Source organism: Catenibacterium mitsuokai, from assembly GCF_025148785.1.
GTDB lineage: Bacteria > Bacillota_I > Bacilli_A > Erysipelotrichales > Coprobacillaceae > Catenibacterium > Catenibacterium mitsuoka.
Genome location: NZ_CP102271.1, coordinates 521,209 through 538,343 on the forward strand (window position 1 = coordinate 521,209; position 17,135 = coordinate 538,343).

Genomic DNA, 17,135 nt, shown 5'->3' on the forward strand with positions numbered 1-17,135 from the left:
ACATCTTCCTCCCTATACTTGAGTCAAAAAAAACTCGCTTTGTGGTGCGAGTATCTTACTAAGTCGTTGAGTCTATAACTAAGTACAGACATACTTCAAAGAGCATGCGATACCCGCCAGCGGTAACGTCGCTGAAAGAACGTTCTAGCCTACTTGCATTATGCTTTGGGTAGACAGCTCAGAGGTGTTTTTCATCTATCACTTAACTGTAAGTCTTCCACCATCACTTACTCGCTAGAGTCTCTGTCATAGATTACTCTCCTCGTCTTCGCCTTTGTTGGGTTTAAGTATAGTACAAAGATTTAGTCAATGCAATAATAAATTCTTATAGAAGTGTTAAAAATTAATCGTAATTTAGCATATATGCTAATTTGTGATTAAATATGTCGTTATATGTAAAAAAATCATTAAAGATTATAAATGTGGTAGAATAGAGATAGACAAGGAGGAAAGACCATGAAAGCAAGAACGTATTCCATCATAGAATTCAAAAGAATATTAGAAAACAATGGTTATCGATTCCTTAGACATGCAAAAGGGGACCATTGTATTTACTCTAACGGTGAGCGTACTATCACTATTAAGAGGACTCATGTGAATAAGATGATTGCTCGTAGACTTATTAGGGAATATGATTTAAAGGTAGATGATTAACGTCACTATTCACATAACTTAAGCATGAAAATAACCTCTAGACGAATAGCCTAGAGGTTATTTGTATATTGCATTTCTACCAATAAATTGAGATTTATTATGAAATCGTGATAATTGATTACTTATCCAGGCAGATAGATTTCTATGATATAATTTATGCGTGGAACAACCGTATACGGTAGGTGGTTATCCTTGGTCGTTATGACGAAGGTACGCAACCCTTCGTGATTCTTCTCTTAAGTTGAAAACGGAGGTGATGCCTGATGACAACGTATGAAATAATCATGATTATGTTAACGTGTTTGACACTGATCATATCTTTATTGACACTTGTTGTTAGATTACTTCTTATCATTATTGATAAGAATGCAAAAAAATAACTACCTCGTTCTCGGCAAAAGTTTGAGGTAGTTATTTCAAACATATAAATCCAAGGACAACCGCTTACTGGTTGTTCCATCTTTCGTCTTTATTATAGTTTAGACCAAATCTAAAGTCAATATTTGTAGCTATGAGCGATGCTCATAAGTTATGAGATAGTATGAGCGGAAGAGGAACTTTTGCAATAGGCAATAATGTGGATTATACTTATGAAAGTATTGATAAAATAGAAGGTGTTAAAGTATTGAGTGGAAAGAATGGTTTGTTAGAGGAATCTTATTCAAGTACAGCATATATTAAGTTAAAACCAGGTGGTACATTTTATGAAATGAGAATATATGACGAAAATCATTATTTAATCAAAGAGATAGCTTATCATCCAGAACCTGCAATAAATCACGGGGACAGAAAACATAATATATTGCATGTACATGATTATTTAGAAAGAGACAATTTTAAAATTCGACCTGTCCATCTTATAACAAAAGAAGAGCATGAAAAGTACAAAAAGTTTTTTAAGGGAGTGCCTCAATATGAAAAATGGTAATGTTCAGGAATTTGTAGATCATATACATTATGGTGATGAATTGTGGTTCCTATATAATGATACAAAATATTTTCTAGAAGGGTGGATAGAAAATGATATATTAGAGTTAGTGCTCTACGAAATGAAAGAAAACGGTCAGGACTATAAATGGAAAGGTGACAACAATAATTATCCTGTGGAAGATTTTTTATCAGATAGAATTTTTGATGGAAAGACTTTTTGGGAAATAGAAAATGATATTACGTGGGTTGATTGTTAATTCTATGCTGAAAACAACATATTAATGCTTCTTCTGCGTTTTATAGACAATAAAAAAATTGAAACAACCTCTAAGCAAGTACAATGGCTTAGGGGTTGTTTTATGCTGTATTTCTACCGATAGGTTGTGGCTTATTATGAAAATGTAATAATTGATTACTTATCTTGGCAGATAGAATCCTATGATGTAATTTATGCGTGGAACAGCCGTATACGGTAGGTGGTTATCCTTGGTCGTTATGACGAAGGTACGCAACCCTTCGTGATTCTTCTCTTAAGTTGAAAACGGAGGTGATGCCTAATGACAACGTATGAAGTAATCATGATTATGTTAACATGTTTAACACTGATCATATCTTTATTGACATTTGTTGTTAGATTACTTCTTATCATTATTGATAAGAACGAAAAAAAGTAACTACCTCGCTCCTAGGAAAAGTTTGAGGTAGTTACTTACCAAAATAAATCCAAGGACAGCCGCTTACTGGCTGTTCCTTCTTTCGTTTTTATTATAGTTTAGACCAAATCTAAAGTCAATATTTGTAGCTATGAGCGATGCTCATAGTTTTTTTGAAAAAAATTTAAATTTCTTTGAGAAAAAAACCATCTTCTAAGTGTATAGGTAAGTAGAGGACCAAAGGAGGTGGTGATTGTGAAATGTCCTGTATGTGGTAATGAGGATGAACACTATATCAGCTATATCAATAAGAGACCTTATTGTAGAAAGTGTATAGCGTTTGGACGTACTTATTTAGATGAATCTTATCCAATACATACGACTCCTTTAATAATGACTGATGCGTCCTATCATCTTTCTTTTACCTTGTCGTCCCGCCAGCAGTTCATCTCTGAACAACTGATCACGAATTATGAGAATGCCACGAATTCTATTGTCCTTGCTGTATGTGGCTCTGGTAAAACAGAAATCTCTTATGCGATCATCAAGCATGTGATTGAAAAAGGGGGACGCGTATGTTTCACAATCCCTAGAAGACAATTGTGTATAGAATTACATGAAAGAATCCAGAAGGATTTTCCTCATCTGACCATTGGTCTTCTATATGGGGGCTATCAAGAGAATAATGATGCCCCCTTAATCATTTGTACTACCCATCAGCTCTATCGATTTGTATCTTCTCCTTTTGATTTAATTATTATGGATGAAGCCGATGCATTTCCTTTTTATGGAGATGATGTATTGAACTCTATCTTTTATCATGCCTCTAAAAGGTATATTAAATTATCCGCTACATTACTTGAGGAAGATATTCATGATGAATGTGTCATGATCATGAATCGACGCTACCATGGTCATGATCTGCCTGTTCCTCATATTTATATCATTCCTCAATTTTTGTGGCTCATATCCTTGAAATATTGGATTAAGAAACTATTAGAAACGCACCTTAGAGTACTTGTTTATGTACCTAGAAAAAGTGATGCACAATACTATGCAGACTTGTTAAGGGATACATATAAAGTACAGGGTGTGAGTTCAGAGTCTCCTTATTTAAATGAATATACAAAGGATTTTAAAGAAGGATTATTAGATGTCTTAATCACCACAACGATATTAGAAAGAGGAATCACAATAGAGGATGTACAGGTGATTGTATTAGAAGCAGGAGATCGTATATTTGATGAAAGAACATTGATACAGATTGCGGGAAGAGTAGGAAGAAAAATAGGATATGAGGATGGAAGAATATTATTAATAGATAACCATTATTCAAAGGCAATGAAAGGATGTATCAAAACCATTCAATCTCTCAACAGGATGTCTGTTTGATCTGTTTATCCTCTATATCTAAAACATCTTCTTTTCATCAATTATTTTCCCATCACTGTATCTGTTCCTCCTGTTTATCTTTATTTAAGAGAATTGATATTGAGACAAACTTTCAAGGTTATCCGCTACGCATATTATATGCTTACAATGATTTCTTCCGTACCCTGCTTTTTCGTTATAAGGGACAATATGATTATGCCTTAAAGGATGCTTTCTTAGATATGTACAAAAGAGAACTACAAAGACGCTATAAGGATTATTTGATTGTTGTTGCACCAAGTGCGTCAAAGGCGAATGATGTGCGTGGTTTTGCTCCCAACCAGGCCATTGCAATGACAATTCACTCTCATGTTTTCAATGGACTCTATAAGAAAGTGGATTATAAACAAAGTGACCAGTCTTATACGCAAAGAGCAGGGATACGTGATGTGATTGGATTAAGGGGTGGATTATTCCTTGAAAATAGGAAAATACTTCTATTAGATGACGTGATGACTTCTGGAGAAACCATTAAGACTTGTCTTAAATTAATTGAAAAAGAAAAGCCCCAGAAAATCGAAATATTGATCCTCGCAATAAAAGAGAAATACCTTGTAAACTTGGGAATAATTAAACAAGCAAGGAGTATATAAAATGCTTTTGTTTTTTGCTATATGTATGATATAATGTATACGATTTTGTATTGAAAGGAGACACATCATGCCTAGTAAAAAACAAGAAATTAGAAAACAAGTTAAGAAAAAGTTAAAAAAGGAAGGAATGGAGCATCAGGAACTCGCTGCAGACGCTGAAATCGTCGATTTAGGCGATCGTCGTGGAGATGATATCATTGTAGAATCATTTGATGATATCAAGACAGATGCAAAACCATTACCATTCTCTACAACACCACAGAAAGAGAAAAAAGGAATTACTGGCCGTATTAAGAGTATTTTCTCACAGGACAGTTCTATTCTACGTAAATTAGAAAAACAGGCAGATGAAATTATTGCGATAGAACCTCAGGCACAGGCGATGAGCGATGAAGAACTATGTGCTCAGACTCAGTTCTTTAAGGATCGTCTTGCAAAGGGTGAAACATTAGATGATATTTTACCAGAAGCCTTTGCAGTTGTACGTGAAGCAGCTTACAGAGTACTAGGACTCAAAGCCTTCAAAGTACAGTTAATGGGTGCTATTTCACTTCATAATGGCGATATCGCAGAAATGAAAACAGGTGAAGGTAAAACTTTAACATCTATTTTCCCAGTTTATTTGAATGCCTTAGATGGTAAGGGTGTTCATGTTGTTACAGTTAACGAATATTTAGCACGTCGTGACTGTGAATTAAATGGTCAGGTTTTCAAGTTCTTAGGCTTGACTGTTGGTTTAAATGAAAGAGAACTAGATGCAGATGATAAGAGAAAACAGCATGCATGTGATATTACATATACTACAAATGCTGAATTAGGATTCGATTACTTACGTGATAACATGGTGACTAACTATGAAGATAAAGTACTTCGTCCATTACATTATGCATTAGTCGATGAAGTAGACTCTATCTTGATCGATGAATCACGTACTCCATTAATTATCAGTGGTGGTAAGAAGAAGACTGCTTCTATGTATGTATCTGCTGACCACTTTGCGAAGAGCTTAAAGAATGAAAAGGATTATCAGGTAGATGTTGAAAGTAAGACATGTACATTAACACCTGATGGTATTGCGAAAGCAGAAAAGGCATTTAATGTAGAAAACCTATATAATCCAGAAAATACTGCATTAGTACACTATATCAACCAGGCACTTAAAGCAAACTATACAATGACTAAGGACATTGAATATATGATTGCAACAGAAGATGGCAGCCATGATATTAGAAATGCTTCTATTATGATTATTGACCAGTTTACTGGACGTGTTATGCCAGGTCGTGCTTATTCTGATGGTTTACATCAGGCTATTGAAGCAAAAGAAGGTGTACCAATTAAAGAAGAAACTGTTACACTTGCAACAATTACTTATCAGAACTTCTTCAGATTATTTGATAAGTTAGCTGGTATGACAGGTACTGCAAAGACTGAAGAAGAAGAATTCCGTCAGATCTATAACATGCGAGTCGTTGTTATTCCTACAAACAAGCCTGTTATTCGTGATGATAAACCAGATTTAGTATTCTCAAGCAAGAATGCTAAATATGCAGCTATTATTAAAGAAGTAGAAATGCGCCATGCTTATGGTCAGCCAATCCTTCTTGGTACAGTTGCAGTAGAAACATCTGAAATCTTATCTAAGATGTTAAGCGCAAAAGGTATTAAGCATAATACATTAAACGCTAAGAACCATGCAAAAGAAGCAGCTATTATCGCTAAAGCTGGTGTGAAGGGTGCTGTTACAATCGCTACTAACATGGCTGGTCGTGGTACTGATATCAAACTCGGTGAAGGTGTTGCTGAAATTGGTGGTTTAATGGTTATTGGTTCTGAACGTCATGAATCTAGACGTATTGATAACCAGTTAAGAGGACGTTCTGGTCGTCAGGGTGACCCAGGATGTTCACAGTTCTTTGTATCATTTGAAGATGAATTGATGCAGAGATTTGCAAGTGAAAAGATTAAAGCTCTCACTGATTCATTCATGGATGATGAAGCCATTGAATCTAAGATGATTACTAAGTCTATTGAAACTGCTCAGAAGCGTGTTGAAGGTCAGAACTTCGATATGCGTAAACAGTTGCTAGAATATGATGATATTATGCGTCAGCAGCGTGAAATCATGTATAAAGAAAGAGATGATATCATGCGTTCTAAAGACTTATCAGAAATCATCAAGGGTGAATTCTTAACAGCAATCGAACTAGATATTCCTAAGTTCACTAATAATGAAGGTAAGAAGCCAGTTGTAGATGTAGAAAAATTCTTAAGCTATGTTGGTAAGAACTACATGTTATTAAGTGAATTAGTTGCTAAGAATCCTGACGTAGCAGTGAATGATCCTCAGAAGGTGATTGATGCTGTGAGTGAAGTCGTCTTCATGAGCTATGAAAACAGATTCAATAAGGATCTTGAAGATTCAGTAAAACTTGATTATGAACGCCGTGTTCTTTTAGGTATCATTGACCATACATGGATCAACCATATTGATGCAATGCAGAAACTTAGAAATGGTATCTATTTAAGAGCTTATGCACAGCGTGATCCTCTTCAGGAATATACAGAAGAAGGTTTCTATATGTTCGAAGAGATGACAAAATCTATTTCTCAGGAAATTGCTCGTAACATTGTCCATATGGGTATCCGTCCTGGTACAGAAGCAGAAATGAACATTCCAGAAATTAAGGTTGAACTTGAATTTAAATAATGGAATTATATGAAATCAAAAACGGGCTGGAAGACGCCCGTTTATTATTAGACCAATTATATGTTTCTGCGAATATTGAAGTATTAAAAAGAGAAATAGAAGGATTAACTGTACAGACAATGGACGAACATTTCTGGGATGATCAGGCACATGCGACTAAAGTATATGCGCATCTGAATGAAATGAAGAAAGTGGCTGATACAGACGCTTCTTTAGAAGCAAGCTATAAAGAACTCATGGAAGTTTATGAATATGTTAAGGATACTGAAGATCCTGACTTTATGGCTTCTTTAGAAGAAGATTATATGACGTTCCATAAGAATTTGGATGAGTTTGAAAAGACATTGTTGTTTGATCAGGAATATGATCATTCGAATGCGATTGTAGAAATTCATCCAGGTGCTGGAGGAACTGAATCTCAGGACTGGGCTGAGATGCTTATGCGTATGTATATACGTTATGGCGAAAAGAAAGGATGGAAGGTTGACGTTGATGATTATCTTGCAGGTGATGAAGCAGGATTAAAATCATGTTCTATCCGTTTTACTGGTTATAATGCGTATGGTCATTTAAGAGCAGAGAAGGGTGTTCATCGACTTGTACGTATTTCACCGTTTGATTCATCAAAGAGAAGACATACATCATTTGCGTCTGTAGAAGTTTCACCTGAATTAGATGATGATATTGAGATTACGATTGATCCAAAGAATCTACGTATTGATACATATCGTGCATCCGGTGCTGGAGGACAGCATATTAATAAAACTGATTCAGCAGTCCGTATTACTCATATTCCTACTAATACAGTTGTTTCTTGTCAGTCACAGCGTTCTCAGTTACAGAACAGAGAACAGGCTATGTTGATGCTGAAGAGTAAATTGTATTTATTAATGCAGGAAGAGCATGCTGAAAAACTATCTGAAATTCAAGGTGAAAAGAAGAATATTGAATGGGGATCACAGATCCGTTCTTATGTTCTTCATCCTTATTCTATGGTCAAAGATAACCGTTCAGGTTATGAATCAAATGATCAAAAGAAAATATTAGATGGTGAGCTTGATGATCTTATTTATGCTTATTTAAGATCTCAAGTAAAGGAGAAAAGTAATGAGTAAAATGCATTCTGCAAAGAAATTAGTGATTGATTTTATTTTAGTGATGTTAGGGAATGCCATTATGGCTTTAGGTACTGCCGGTTTTGCAGTACCTGCTAAGATTATCCTTGGTGGAGTTTCAGGTCTTGCCCTTGCATTCCAGCATTATGTGTTCTATGTTCATTTATCAACACTTGTACTTGTAATCAACGTTATTGCATTTATTGCTGGATATTTCTTATTAGGAAAGAAGTTTGCGGTGGGAACACTTGTTTCTACATTCGCATTCCCATTCTTCCTTGCTATATTTGAAAAGAGTTACTATTTAACACATTTGACTAAGGATACTTTACTTGCAGCTGTTTATGCAGGATTCCTTATTGGTGTTGGATTAGGACTCGTATTAAGACTTGGATATAGTACAGGTGGTATGGATATTCCACCATTACTTGTTAATAAATATACAGGGCTTGCATTAGGATTATTAATTAATATCTTTGATATTATTATCTTAATTATTCAGATTCCATTCTCTGATGTTGAAGAAATCCTTTATGGTATTATTACTGTTGTTATTTCTACATATATTATTGATAAGATGATGTTACTTGGACAAAATAACATCCAGGTTATCGTTGTATCAGAAAAATATGAAGAAATTGCGGAATCTTTAATGAAAGACTTAGATCGAGGATGTACTTTCTTAAATATCACAACAGGATTTATGAAAAATGATTCTAAAGCAGTCATGGTTGTTTTTAATCGTCGTGAATATGCGGCTTTCCATGATATTGTTCAAAATATGGATCCAGAAGCTTTTGAAATTACAAGCGAAGTACATAGTGTCAATGGTAGAGGATTCACATTACCGAATGTTAACTTAGAGAGATGGTCTTCTAAAGAAAATTAAAAATAAAGCATGTATTATAATGAGTATGTGTTATAATGGGGAAACAAAGGAGTGTGATGATATGCAAGAAATGATTAAACTTGAAAACGTAACAAAAGTATATAAAACTGGCGTACGTGCAGTAAATGACATGTCACTTACAATCGATGTCGGCGAATTCGTTTATGTCATCGGTCCTACTGGTGCTGGTAAATCAACATTTATCAAGCTCCTCTATCGTGAAGAAAAAGCTACAAGAGGTAAAGTTCTTGTGGATGGTACCGATGTGTCTCGTATTAAGAACTCTAAAGTCCCATTTTTTAGACGTAAAATTGGAGTTGTATTCCAGAACTATCGTCTTCTGCCAAAAAAGACAGTATTTGAAAATGTCGCCTTTGCGCTAGAAGTAACTAATACACCAAAAACTGAAATTAGAAAAAAGGTTCGTAATGTACTAGAACTTGTAGGTCTAGAAAACAAAGCGAATTCGTTCCCACATGAATTATCAGGTGGACAGCAGCAGCGTGTAGCGATTGCGCGTGCTATTGTCAATCAGCCTAAGGTTTTAATTGCGGATGAACCAACAGGCAACCTAGATCCTGATACATCTCAGGAAATCATTGAATTGTTGGAAAGAATCAATGATGTCCGTCAAACAACTGTACTTGTTGTTACACATGACCGTGAAATCGTTCAGAGAAATAAGAAGAGAACTATTCTTATTGAAGATGGTTGTGTCACAACAGATACAAGTTTAGGAGGTTATCAGTCATGGAATTCGTAGAAGAATTGAAAGCAATGCCTAAGCATTGTAAAACTGCTTTCCAGAATATCTGGAGAAACGGTGTGATGTCTATTTCATCTATTTTTGCAGTTACTATTACGTTGATTTTGATTGGTGTTGTATCAGTCATTGCTATTAATGTGAATCATATGACTGTTAATATTGAAAATAGCTTGAATATTTATGTGAAGGTAGACCGTAGTGCTACTGATGAACAAAGTAAAGCTGTTGGTGATGAAATCAATAAATTAACTGGTATCAAGAAGATTAATTATTCTAGTAAAGATAAAGAGTTAGACAAATTAATTGCATCTCAGGATAAAAATTCAAAACAGTTATTTGAAAACTATCGTAGTGATAATCCTCTTGGTGATGCATATATTGTAGAAGTCAAGAATGCGAAGAATCTTGATAAGGTTGCGAAAAAGATTGGGGATATCCCTTATGTAAAAGAAGTCACTTATGGTGGTTCTTCTACAAATAAATTAGTAGATATCCTTGAATCAGTACGTAATGGCGGAGCTATCTTTGTGGTTGCCTTAATTGTAGTAGCACTCTTTATGATTGCAAATACAATTAAAATCACTATTACATCTCGTTCAACTGAAATTTCAATCATGAGAATGGTTGGTGCTTCTAACTGGTATATCCGTATTCCATTTATGTTAGAAGGTATCTTTATTGGACTTATTGGTTCTATTGTGCCTTTAATTATCCTTGCTTATGGTTATAAGTTTGCCTATGTGACAATGACATCATTGATGTCTTCTAACTTGATCACATTTGTACCACCTTATCCACTTGTATGGGAATTAGGTGCATTCTTAGCACTACTTGGTGCTGTTGTAGGATTAATTGGTTCATTCTTCTCAGTACGTAAATTCTTGAAATTATAACTGCACATATGTGCAGTTTTTTTGTAGAATAAGAGTGAGGTGATGATCATGAAGGAAAGAGATCTCAAAGAGAAATGTTATATGGAAGCGCTAGATGGTTCTATATCAAATGTAAAGGTTGTATTGAATCATATGAAAAAGATTGATTTACAAGAAGGCATACTCGAAGAAGCTGTTTTAAATAAGGATCGTATGCGTACAATATTGCATCTAGAACTTGCTTTGGCAGATTATTGTATTCTATTAAGAAAGATGAAAGAAAATCAGTTTATTAATTATCTTCCTGCTATGAGTAAGGATATTAATGCATTAATTCATTGTAACCGCTTTGAGTATCATGATCATGTGATTATCGTTTATTCACAAAGAGGAGAAGAAGATATTGATATAGAACATCTGATTTCTTTTGGTGAAGACCTCTTAGAAAGTTATGGTTTAAATTGATTTTTTTTAAATCATGCTTATTGAATTTCAAAGTAGATAATGCTATTATCTTTGGAGTATACGGAGGATGAAAAGTTATGAAAAAAAGACCTATTGTTTTATGTATTATGGATGGTTACGGATTAACTGATAGAGTTGATGGTAACGCAGTAAAACTTGCTAATACACCTAATCTTGATGATTTAATGGCAATATATCCTACTACAACTATTAAAGCTTGTGGTAACGCTGTTGGTTTACCTGAAGGACAGATGGGTAACTCAGAAGTTGGTCATATGAATATTGGTGCAGGACGTACTGTTTATCAGTCACTTACTTTAATCAATAAGGCAATTGATGAAGGTACTTTCTTCACAAATGAAAAATTTGTAGAAGCAGTAGAAAATGCTAAGAAGAATGATTCTAAGTTACATATCTGGGGATTATTATCTAGCGGAGGAGTTCACTCTTCAAATGAACATATCTATGCATTATTAAAGCTTGCTAAAGATGCTGGTTTAACTAAGGTTTATGTACATGCATTCCTAGATGGACGTGACGTAGCACCTGATTCAGCTGTAGATTTCGTTGGGGAACTTGCTGAAGAAATGAAGAAGATCGGTGTTGGTGAAATCGCATCTATCTCAGGTCGTTACTATGCAATGGACCGTGATAAGAGATTTGATCGTGTTAACTTAGCTTATGAAGCAATTGTTGATCATAAAGGAAACAGCTTCACTGATCCAGTACAGTTTGTAAAAGATTCTTATGCTGAAGAAGTATTTGATGAATTCGTTGTACCAGGATACAACTCAGCTGTAGATGGTGCTGTTGAAGATAACGATTCAATCATCTTCGCTAACTTCCGTCCAGACAGAGCAATCCAGCTTGCAACTGTTATGACAAACCCTGATTTCTATGCTGATAAAGGATATACACCTGCTACAAAGAGAAATGGTATTTACTTCGTATGTATGATGAAATATGCTGATTCAGTAAATGGTCATGTCGCATTCGCTTTACCAGAATTAACTAATACATTTGGTGATTATGTATCAGCTCAGGGATTAAAGCAGTTAAGAATTGCTGAAACTGAAAAGTATGCCCATGTAACATTCTTCTTTGATGGTGGAGAAGATAAGGAAATCGAAGGTGCTAAGCGTGACTTAATCAACTCACCTAAGGTTGCTACTTATGATTTACAGCCAGAAATGAGTGCTTACCTTGTAAAAGATAAGTTAATCGAAGAATTAGATTCTGGTGAATTCGATGTTGTTATTGTTAACTTCGCTAACTGCGACATGGTTGGTCATACAGGTGTCATTCCTGCAGCTATCAAGGCAGTTGAAGTTGTTGATGACTGTGTTGGTGAAGTATATGAAAAGGTTGCTGAACTTGGTGGTACTATGTTAATCACTGCTGACCATGGTAACGCAGAAAGACTTCTTGATGAAGAAGGTAACCCATTCACAGCACATACTACAAATGATGTACCTTTAATCGTAACAAATTCTCACCTTGAATTAAAAGAAGGCGGAAAACTTGGAGACTTAGCTCCAACTATGTTACAGCTTCTAGGACTTGCTATCCCAGAAGAAATGGATGGTACAAGCCTTATTAAATAATTGAACTATTAAAGCGAGACATCTTAGTTTCGCTTTTTTTGTATTTATGTTAATATAGTCGAAAGGAGAAATCAAAATGAAGAAATTACTCATTTTATGCCTTTCCTTGATACTTTTAGGCTGTAGTACATCTTCAGTTAAAAAAAAGAGTGTAAAAGGTATTAAAGAGATACAATATGCAGAATTAAAGAAAGTGATGGAAGAAGATGTTTCTTTCATACTTTATCTTGGTCGTCCTGATTGTGGAGACTGTCAGGCTTTTGGACCCATCCTTGAAGACTATCTCAATAATCATCCTAATGAAGGTGTTTATTATCTAAATATCAAAGCATATCGTGATGCGTCATTAAAAGAAGATGGCACAAAAGAAGAGAAAGAGTTCTATAAGAATCTTTATAAGACATTTGATTTTAATTGGACACCGACACTAGAAGTTATATCACAAGGACAGGTACAGAAAAAATATCAGTATCTTGATGAAGACTATTATTCTATCAAGGATCGTAGTAAACAGATTAAAAAGAAAAAAGAATTCATTAAAGAATTCAAAGTATTTATGAATGATTATTTTAAGGAGTAGTAAACTATGAAATGTCCACACTGTCATAAAGAGATCAGACCCACAGATCATTTCTGTCCTCATTGTGGTTATGATTTAAAAAGAAATCCACCAAGAAGTACTTCTATTCTAGGTCGTATGATGAAAGGTTATCTTGTTATCATGTTACTTACAGTTGCACTTCCTATGGCTATTATATTCTATAGTCAGTTCTTTACAGGAAAGTCAATTACATCTAATTTTCCTCAGACTAACCTCTATGAATTAGGTGAATTAAAGAAAACAGAAGGAGAAGAAGTCTATCACTTTGATTCTTCTAAAGCGTTTAAAAAGAAGTTTTCAAATGCGGAAACATTCATCAAGCCGGCTGAGTCTTATAAGAAATCATTAGAAAAACAATATGGGCAGACATTTACTGCAACTTATGATTATACTGTTTATTCGAATAATGATCTCTATACGACTATTACCTGCAAGGCGCGTATAGATGACAATACAAAGATTGTATTGAAACGTACATACAATCGTTCTAAGACTGATACAATTAAGACAACAATCACAAAAGATAATTGTGAAAACTTCAACGATCTTTTGCAAGTTGAAAATAAAGAATTGATTACTACAGTCATTGATCAGCCTACATACAATAAGCTGATGAAAGCTTTCAATGGTAAAAAAGAAGAATTTGAAACAAATAAAAAATTCCTAGGTCACTATGGTTTAGGTGCTTATATCAATGATAGTCAAGTATCTCTAGTCGTTTACCCGGGGAATAAATACCAATCACAATTTAAAGCACAGACAGAAGGAAATCATTCTCTTGCTCGCTAACGAGTATTCCTTAGGGAAGTATGCAAAACGCATGCTTCCTTTTTTTCGTGCCAATTCCAGTCAAATAGACTGTTTTATATAGATTCTCTCATGACATAGTAATATATGTCTTTTTTTATTTGTAGAAAGGGAAATGAAGATGAAGATTTTAAAAAGAATAAGTGCAGCGATATTATCTCTATTGATGATAGTTGGAATCACTACACAAAGTATGAATATCGTCAATGCAGCATCATACCAAATGCAGTATTATGGAAAGACAACAGCCTATGGCAGTACAGTGGGGAACTTTGCGATTGATGGAAGAAAAGCCTGGTGTCTAGAACACAATAAGACTACACCGCCATCTCAAACAATGTCAGGTGACTTTTATACAAGTACAGAACCTAAATATGCGAATATTCGTAAGATTATGTATTATGGATGGTTTGGTTATCAGATGTGGGAAGGCATGAATGGTCTTACAGATGCACAGAAGAATGTTATTATGTCAAAAGCATTGTCTCATGCTTATTCAGGCACATCACTTAATAAAGGCAAGGTGGCTGAGTTTTATAATTATGCCACTGCACAGCCTGATCCATTAAATCAGAATAACCTGATGTTCAGTAAGAATGATTTATATACTTATTATGACAAGAACGCAAAGGTTCAGAAATCTGAATCAGTAAAACTAAATGGTCCAAGTGGATATCATTTCACACTTAATACTGGGACAAAGAGTGTTTTAGTCATCAATGAATCAAGAAATCAATCAGGCGAAACAGTTGATATCTATGGTGGAGATACAATTCATTTAGAAGCGGATGCTTCATATACAGGGACAATTCAGTCTGGTAAGAAATCAGGTGGATTCACTTTTGCGCCATTAATTGTTTCTAATGGAAAGAGTGAAAATCAACGTATTGGTACATGGTATGCCATTGCTCCAGTTCAGTCTACTTATTTAAATGCGACATTTCATGCAGTAATTGGCAGTTTGAAACTTAGAAAGACAGATATGGGTGGAAAACTTTTAGATGGTGCCATCTTTCATGTGTCAGGTCATGATTATGAGAAAGACGTCACAGTCACAAAGGGGGAAATAGTGCTCAATAATTTGCTTATTGGTGATTATACAGTGACTGAAAAAGGTGCACCTCATGGTTATTTACTCAATACTTCAACATACAGTACAACAATCAAAGCAGGAGATACATCAGTGATTACAATTACTGATGAAGCCCCTACAGGACAAATTACAATTAAGAAGTCAGATACAACAGGTATCGTACAAGGAGAAGCGTCATTAGAAGGCGCAGAATATACTGTTTATGATTTAAATAAGAAAGAAGTCGGAAAAATCATTACTAATCAAGAAGGCGATGGTCGTTTGGATAATCTACCACTAGGTACTTATACAGTTAAAGAAACAAAAGCACCTGTTGGTTATAATTTAGATTGGAATACTTATACAGTGGATTTAACATACAAGGACCAGACATCTTCTATTATTCTAGGGCATGTTGATTCTAAGGATATGGCAAAGATAGGAAGTATTGAAATAGAAAAGACAGATACAGATTCAAAGCCATTAAAGGGTGGAGAGTTTGGAATCTATGCGAATGCTGATATGTATATAGGTGCTACACTTTATAAGAAGGGGCAGCTTGTTATGTCTATCAAGACAGATGAGAATGGTATTGCGTCATCTGATATACTTCCTTATGGTTCATATTATGTAAAAGAGTTAAAGGCACCAAGCACAGAAGATGGAAACAAAGAGAACTTTGTATTATCTGATGAAACACAGCATGTCAAGATTACTGGTTATAGTGATGCACGTATGCTGATTGTGGCAACACCTGTTGCTTTTATTGATAAGAAAGTATATGTGACTAAGACAGATATCACAGGTTCAAAAGAAATCAAAGGGGCTCAGCTTCAGGTAACTGATTTAAATGGAGAAATCATGGATTCTTGGGTTTCTGATGGACAGCCTCACTCTATTAAAGGATTAATCGAAGGACATGATTATATTCTTACTGAAACAAGTGCACCTGATGGCTATGTTAAAGCGCAATCTATAAAGTTTACTGTTTCTAAAGAGAAGAAGGATGAAACAATTGTTATGAAAGATACACAAGTAAAAGTATCAAAGACAGATGTTTCAGGTAAAAAAGAATTAGAAGGCGCAAAGCTTGAAGTAAGAAATGAATTCAATCAAGTGGTCGATTCTTGGACTTCCACAAAAGATCCTCATTTTGTCAATGGTTTAGAAGAAGGCAAGACTTATACTTTAATTGAAACAGCTGCACCTGATGGATATATCAAAGCAGAATCAATCACATTTACTCTCACTCATAAGGAAAACATGAATGTGACAATGAAGGATGCTCAGATGAAAGTTTCTAAAGTTGATGAAGAGACAGGTGAAGATGTATTGGGTGCAGAGTTTTCTGTTTTTGATAAGCAAGGAAATCTAGTGGATTAATGGATCACAGATGGCTCACTTCATGCAGTCAATCATCTAGAAGTAGGAAAAGAATATAATCTTAAAGAAACTAAAACACCTAAAGGCTTTTTAACAATCTCGGATCAGACATTTGTTGCATCAAGTGAAGATGTATCTCTAGAGATTAAAGAACAGCCAAGACTAATTAATATCCAGGTGAATAAATTAGATGCGAAGACAAAACAGCTTATTAAAGACAAAAACTTTGAATTCACATTATATACTGATCCTGAATGTACAAAGAGTCTTACCTCTATTTCTTCTCATGACGGTATCGCTACATTCAAGTCTTTAAGATTTGGAACTTATTATATCAAGGAAACAAAAGCCCCTCTTGGCTACTATCTATCTCAGGAAGTCAAGAAGGTTGTTTTAGATGAAAATGTAGAAGGAGATACTTATACATTTGATTATATGAATACACCGATAGAAATCATTCATACAGGCGATTCAACACAGATAATGATCATTGTAATTCTATGTATCTTATCTTTGATTTCTATTGTATTACTTCTTAGAAAGAAGAAAATTGAATAGTTCATTTAGGCTGGAGAGTTTTCTCCAGTCTT

18 protein-coding genes are annotated in these 17,135 nt (G+C 34.7%); all 18 read left to right on the forward strand.

The window, feature by feature from the left end; genetic code table 11:
• The first annotated feature begins 456 nt into the window (after nucleotides 1–456).
• The 18 genes from NQ499_RS02545 (at nucleotide 457) to NQ499_RS02630 (ending at nucleotide 17,103) form a co-directional block, all read left to right on the forward strand.
• On the forward strand, nucleotides 457–654 hold the full coding sequence (locus NQ499_RS02545) for a type II toxin-antitoxin system HicA family toxin (protein ID WP_006506764.1): 198 nt from the start codon (nucleotides 457–459) through the stop codon (nucleotides 652–654).
• A gap of 263 nt (nucleotides 655–917) precedes the next feature.
• Nucleotides 918–1,034 carry a putative holin-like toxin gene (locus tag NQ499_RS02550; RefSeq protein WP_259848589.1) on the forward strand — a complete coding sequence of 39 codons (117 nt, stop codon included), beginning with the start codon at nucleotides 918–920 and terminating at the stop codon, nucleotides 1,032–1,034.
• Nucleotides 1,035–1,195: 161 nt separating this feature from the next.
• Nucleotides 1,196–1,582, forward strand: a complete 387-nt coding sequence (locus tag NQ499_RS02555) for a hypothetical protein (RefSeq protein WP_006506763.1) — start codon at nucleotides 1,196–1,198, stop codon at nucleotides 1,580–1,582.
• Entirely contained in the window at nucleotides 1,569–1,841 is a 273-nt protein-coding gene (locus NQ499_RS02560) for a hypothetical protein (RefSeq protein ID WP_006506762.1), read from the forward strand. Before NQ499_RS02555 ends, NQ499_RS02560 begins: the two co-directional genes overlap by 14 nt.
• Before the next feature lie 300 nt (nucleotides 1,842–2,141).
• On the forward strand, nucleotides 2,142–2,258 hold the full coding sequence (locus tag NQ499_RS02565) for a putative holin-like toxin (RefSeq protein ID WP_238319897.1): 117 nt from the start codon (nucleotides 2,142–2,144) through the stop codon (nucleotides 2,256–2,258).
• Nucleotides 2,259–2,492: 234 nt separating this feature from the next.
• A complete protein-coding gene (locus tag NQ499_RS02570) occupies nucleotides 2,493–3,629 on the forward strand; it encodes a DEAD/DEAH box helicase (protein WP_040390167.1) in 1,137 nt (378 codons plus the stop codon).
• Between the two features lie 221 nt (nucleotides 3,630–3,850).
• On the forward strand, nucleotides 3,851–4,261 hold the full coding sequence (locus tag NQ499_RS02575; protein WP_006506760.1) for a phosphoribosyltransferase: 411 nt from the start codon (nucleotides 3,851–3,853) through the stop codon (nucleotides 4,259–4,261).
• 67 nt (nucleotides 4,262–4,328) lie between these two features.
• Nucleotides 4,329–6,971 carry a preprotein translocase subunit SecA gene (secA, locus tag NQ499_RS02580; protein WP_006506759.1) on the forward strand — a complete coding sequence of 881 codons (2,643 nt, stop codon included), beginning with the start codon at nucleotides 4,329–4,331 and terminating at the stop codon, nucleotides 6,969–6,971.
• Nucleotides 6,971–8,086, forward strand: a complete 1,116-nt coding sequence (prfB, locus tag NQ499_RS02585) for a peptide chain release factor 2 (RefSeq protein ID WP_006506758.1) — start codon at nucleotides 6,971–6,973, stop codon at nucleotides 8,084–8,086. The genes secA and prfB overlap by 1 nt, the downstream gene beginning before the upstream one ends.
• Nucleotides 8,079–8,975: a YitT family protein gene (locus tag NQ499_RS02590; protein ID WP_006506757.1), complete on the forward strand. Its 897-nt coding sequence runs from the start codon at nucleotides 8,079–8,081 to the stop codon at nucleotides 8,973–8,975. The genes prfB and NQ499_RS02590 overlap by 8 nt, the downstream gene beginning before the upstream one ends.
• Before the next feature lie 70 nt (nucleotides 8,976–9,045).
• Entirely contained in the window at nucleotides 9,046–9,738 is a 693-nt protein-coding gene (ftsE, locus tag NQ499_RS02595) for a cell division ATP-binding protein FtsE (protein WP_040390170.1), read from the forward strand.
• Nucleotides 9,726–10,634: a permease-like cell division protein FtsX gene (ftsX, locus tag NQ499_RS02600; RefSeq protein WP_006506755.1), complete on the forward strand. Its 909-nt coding sequence runs from the start codon at nucleotides 9,726–9,728 to the stop codon at nucleotides 10,632–10,634. Before ftsE ends, ftsX begins: the two co-directional genes overlap by 13 nt.
• 48 nt (nucleotides 10,635–10,682) lie before the next feature.
• A complete protein-coding gene (locus NQ499_RS02605; RefSeq protein ID WP_040390165.1) occupies nucleotides 10,683–11,078 on the forward strand; it encodes a hypothetical protein in 396 nt (131 codons plus the stop codon).
• Between the two features lie 77 nt (nucleotides 11,079–11,155).
• Complete coding sequence (gene gpmI, locus NQ499_RS02610; protein ID WP_006506753.1) at nucleotides 11,156–12,682, forward strand: 2,3-bisphosphoglycerate-independent phosphoglycerate mutase; 1,527 nt, start codon at nucleotides 11,156–11,158, stop codon at nucleotides 12,680–12,682.
• 76 nt (nucleotides 12,683–12,758) lie between these two features.
• Nucleotides 12,759–13,262 carry a thioredoxin family protein gene (locus NQ499_RS02615; protein ID WP_006506752.1) on the forward strand — a complete coding sequence of 168 codons (504 nt, stop codon included), beginning with the start codon at nucleotides 12,759–12,761 and terminating at the stop codon, nucleotides 13,260–13,262.
• Between the two features lie 6 nt (nucleotides 13,263–13,268).
• Nucleotides 13,269–14,072, forward strand: a complete 804-nt coding sequence (locus NQ499_RS02620) for a zinc ribbon domain-containing protein (RefSeq protein WP_040390164.1) — start codon at nucleotides 13,269–13,271, stop codon at nucleotides 14,070–14,072.
• Nucleotides 14,073–14,211: 139 nt separating this feature from the next.
• Nucleotides 14,212–16,545, forward strand: a complete 2,334-nt coding sequence (locus tag NQ499_RS02625) for a SpaA isopeptide-forming pilin-related protein (protein WP_040390163.1) — start codon at nucleotides 14,212–14,214, stop codon at nucleotides 16,543–16,545.
• Between the two features lie 177 nt (nucleotides 16,546–16,722).
• The gene (locus NQ499_RS02630; protein ID WP_006506749.1) at nucleotides 16,723–17,103 is read left to right on the forward strand and encodes a prealbumin-like fold domain-containing protein; all 381 of its coding nucleotides are present in this window, start codon (nucleotides 16,723–16,725) and stop codon (nucleotides 17,101–17,103) included.
• Nucleotides 17,104–17,135 lie beyond the last annotated feature (32 nt).

Bases quoted from the DNA above. Each gene is read 5' to 3' on its own strand.
- NQ499_RS02545 (WP_006506764.1), top strand. From the start codon at position 457: ATGAAAGCAAGAACGTATTCCATCATAGAATTCAAAAGAATATTAGAA.
- NQ499_RS02550 (WP_259848589.1), top strand. From the start codon at position 918: ATGACAACGTATGAAATAATCATGATTATGTTAACGTGTTTGACACTG.
- NQ499_RS02555 (WP_006506763.1), top strand. From the start codon at position 1,196: ATGAGCGGAAGAGGAACTTTTGCAATAGGCAATAATGTGGATTATACT.
- NQ499_RS02560 (WP_006506762.1), top strand. From the start codon at position 1,569: ATGAAAAATGGTAATGTTCAGGAATTTGTAGATCATATACATTATGGT.
- NQ499_RS02565 (WP_238319897.1), top strand. From the start codon at position 2,142: ATGACAACGTATGAAGTAATCATGATTATGTTAACATGTTTAACACTG.
- NQ499_RS02575 (WP_006506760.1), top strand. From the start codon at position 3,851: ATGTACAAAAGAGAACTACAAAGACGCTATAAGGATTATTTGATTGTT.
- secA (WP_006506759.1), top strand. From the start codon at position 4,329: ATGCCTAGTAAAAAACAAGAAATTAGAAAACAAGTTAAGAAAAAGTTA.
- prfB (WP_006506758.1), top strand. From the start codon at position 6,971: ATGGAATTATATGAAATCAAAAACGGGCTGGAAGACGCCCGTTTATTA.
- NQ499_RS02590 (WP_006506757.1), top strand. From the start codon at position 8,079: ATGAGTAAAATGCATTCTGCAAAGAAATTAGTGATTGATTTTATTTTA.
- ftsE (WP_040390170.1), top strand. From the start codon at position 9,046: ATGATTAAACTTGAAAACGTAACAAAAGTATATAAAACTGGCGTACGT.
- ftsX (WP_006506755.1), top strand. From the start codon at position 9,726: ATGGAATTCGTAGAAGAATTGAAAGCAATGCCTAAGCATTGTAAAACT.
- NQ499_RS02605 (WP_040390165.1), top strand. From the start codon at position 10,683: ATGAAGGAAAGAGATCTCAAAGAGAAATGTTATATGGAAGCGCTAGAT.
- gpmI (WP_006506753.1), top strand. From the start codon at position 11,156: ATGAAAAAAAGACCTATTGTTTTATGTATTATGGATGGTTACGGATTA.
- NQ499_RS02615 (WP_006506752.1), top strand. From the start codon at position 12,759: ATGAAGAAATTACTCATTTTATGCCTTTCCTTGATACTTTTAGGCTGT.
- NQ499_RS02620 (WP_040390164.1), top strand. From the start codon at position 13,269: ATGAAATGTCCACACTGTCATAAAGAGATCAGACCCACAGATCATTTC.
- NQ499_RS02625 (WP_040390163.1), top strand. From the start codon at position 14,212: ATGAAGATTTTAAAAAGAATAAGTGCAGCGATATTATCTCTATTGATG.